The organism is Enterococcus sp. VV15, assembly GCF_005236045.1.
In the GTDB taxonomy this organism is placed as follows: Bacteria; Bacillota; Bacilli; order Lactobacillales; family Enterococcaceae; genus Enterococcus_B; species Enterococcus_B durans.
Map to the genome: position 1 here is coordinate 1 of NZ_QPTY01000082.1, position 2,612 is coordinate 2,612.

Genomic DNA, 2,612 nt, shown 5'->3' on the forward strand with positions numbered 1-2,612 from the left:
CGTTAAAACCGTTCTTCTTTGAACGTATTCCGATATTTTTTAGCTAATATCAACGGCACTTGATAACGATGGCAGAAGAGTTTCGCTTTGATTTTAAAATCTTTTGTCTGCATTCCTTTGACATCTACGACTTTGACAAGTTTGCCGTTTTTGTAAAACGTGAAATCTGGGATATACTCGATCTTGCGATACTTTTTTCCTTCCAGTTCAAATTTCGGCATCAGCTCAAATCTTTCCTGAAGCTTTACTTTCCAGCCATTGGCCTGTGCCTGCCACAATGCTAGATCGTAGTACTCTGCTTCTGCAACAGAATCAAACTTGATACCACGATAGACTGTTTTCTTATTGCCATATTTGGTTGCCATCAATTGCTTGTGCCTTCTTTCTCATCACTTGTCCGAGAAAAATAGGCTTCGAATCTAGCATCGATTTCCGCTTTTTTCTCAGGATCGATTTTTTGCTCTTCTGGAGGTTTATTTACCCAATCAGGAAGTTTTTCACGACGTACATTTTTTTGGTATTTTGGAGCGTAAGACTGTTTCTTCTTACTGTTTTTATAGTCTTCTTGAGCTTTCAGAGCATCATCCAACGTTTTGATATTTTGCTTACTCCACGATTCCAATATCGCCTCAACGTATTTTTTTAGGCCAGGCATTTCAACGCTATTCTCAAATGCTAGTCTAAAAGCAAATAGTATGATGTCTGATCCCCATTTTTTGATCATTGGTCCTAATGCACCTTGCAAAAGACCTGTTGGTGGTTTACCCCAACTGACCTGAATAAATTCGTACACGCCTAAGTCATCTTCATCTTCTTTATTTGTATTGTCTTGTTTTGTATTGTTTATATAAGCTGAAGGATTTACTGTAGAATCTACTGAAGGATTTACTTCCCTATTTACTTTCGTATTTACTTTACTATTTACTGTAATATTTCCAGCAGTGGGATTTTCTACTGTATCAATTACTTTCTTTTTTGCTGTAAAATTTCCAGTTAAATCAGTAATAAGATAAATACCTGCTTTAGTGCGACCTCTTTTTTTATATTGAAGGAGTCCGTTTTGGATCAATTGATTACGATTGTTAATCAATGTTTTTTCAGACGTTTTAGTCATTGCTTGTAGCCTTGTATTGGCGATCGATAATTCGCTCTGCCATCCACTTTTGTTTGCTATAGCCATAAGCTTGTACCAAAGCAGTTGGGGACCAGCGCCAAGCTCGTTATATTCAAGCCAATTGTCGAAAGCATTAAGCTGTCCGATGTAATCCAATTGTGTTCCTCCTTTCGTTTTGATGTTGAGAGGGAGGAAACTCCCTCGCTATAGTGGTGGATTCATATCATCGAACAATGAATCCTGTTGTTCATCTGTATTTCTTGTTTCTTCGTATTCATCAAACGCTGATGATACGTCTTCCACTTTTTCTGCTTCTTTACGTTCTGGTTCGATTGGTTCTGCATCATTTAAAGTCACTTCTTCTACAAGATCATTATTTTCATCAAATCGAAAAACTCTTTCATCAGAAGTAACCGCATTTTGCATTTCTACAGATAAAATTCCCCATTTAGCTAACATGTTACGTAAGATGGTTTTTATCGCCATCTCATCATAATTCTCTTTCCACGCTCCAGTTAGCTTTGTTTTATCAAATCCTTTGGCATGTTTGATACGATGAGCTTCTACCTCTTGTTTCGTCCAATAAACAGTTTTTTTAAACCCGTTTAGTAATTCAAAAAATCCAACATACCCAATGACTCGATCAGATTGTTTCGCATTGTAGTCAAACTGAAACTCTTCTGTCAGAGGATTCCATTTGATTAATTGCCCTTCATAAATTTCTATTGCATTAAGTGCTTTGTATTGTCCAGAACGTTGTGCTAACTGAATATAACCCTTGTATCCTAGGATGAATTGGGCTTCGTTATGCGTAATCCAATCTTTTCCTACCTTTTCTTTTCGATTAAATGGAACAATATAGGCATATCCTAAATTTTTATCTATTGGTAAATCCATCGTCGCTGCTTTTAAAGCAGAAGCGATGATTGTCATCGGCTCTGCTTTAGATAAATAATCATCGCCACCAACTAACGTTAAAAGAGACCCCATGAAAGCATCTGATTTTTCGTGTAAAATATCATTAAATTTCTTTTTTATAGCTGGATGACTCATCGCTGTTTTAAAACCTAATTTTGAAACATCTACTGCTTGATTATTTTGTTCTGTTAGCTGATTCTTTAAATCTTTACTTGTTGCCATATCACTGAATCTCCTTTATCACTAATCTATTTGAAGTTGATAAGCTGTAAATTTCCTCATCTTTCATCACATCTGGATATTTCTCTGCTATTTTTTTCAAATCTTTCCGTTTAGAAACAATTGATTTTAAACAAATAACCCTATTAGGTGTAATACCTGTAGAAGCATTTTTTATTCCAAGTTCTTGGATAATTTGATTGTCGATTTGACGAATACTATTCTCTAGTTCCTTCTTATTTTTGAGTAATTCTTCTTTTTGATCGAGTAGAACGTCATAATCGGCATGAAGCATAATTTCAGTTGAATCTAATTCCGAATAACGCTCTTTTAGAAAATCTGACGTTGCTTTACTTCCGTC

The 2,612-nt window shown here is 35.6% G+C and carries 3 protein-coding genes and 1 pseudogene; all 4 read right to left on the bottom strand.

Features of this window, described 5'->3' with window-relative positions; translation table 11 throughout:
- Positions 1–2 precede the first annotated feature (2 nt).
- Positions 3–365 (bottom strand): DUF1064 domain-containing protein, encoded by a 363-nt coding sequence (locus DVW83_RS14485; protein WP_137239636.1) that lies wholly within the window; start codon positions 363–365, stop codon positions 3–5.
- Positions 365–1,270: a DnaD domain-containing protein gene (locus DVW83_RS14490; protein WP_104661809.1), complete on the bottom strand. Its 906-nt coding sequence runs from the start codon at positions 1,268–1,270 to the stop codon at positions 365–367. The genes DVW83_RS14485 and DVW83_RS14490 overlap by 1 nt, the downstream gene beginning before the upstream one ends.
- A 48-nt stretch (positions 1,271–1,318) precedes the next feature.
- Positions 1,319–2,254, bottom strand: a complete 936-nt coding sequence (locus tag DVW83_RS14495) for a recombinase RecT (RefSeq protein ID WP_104661810.1) — start codon at positions 2,252–2,254, stop codon at positions 1,319–1,321.
- Between the two features lies 1 nt (position 2,255).
- Positions 2,256–2,612, bottom strand: a pseudogene (locus DVW83_RS14500) (YqaJ viral recombinase family protein); the annotation flags it as partial.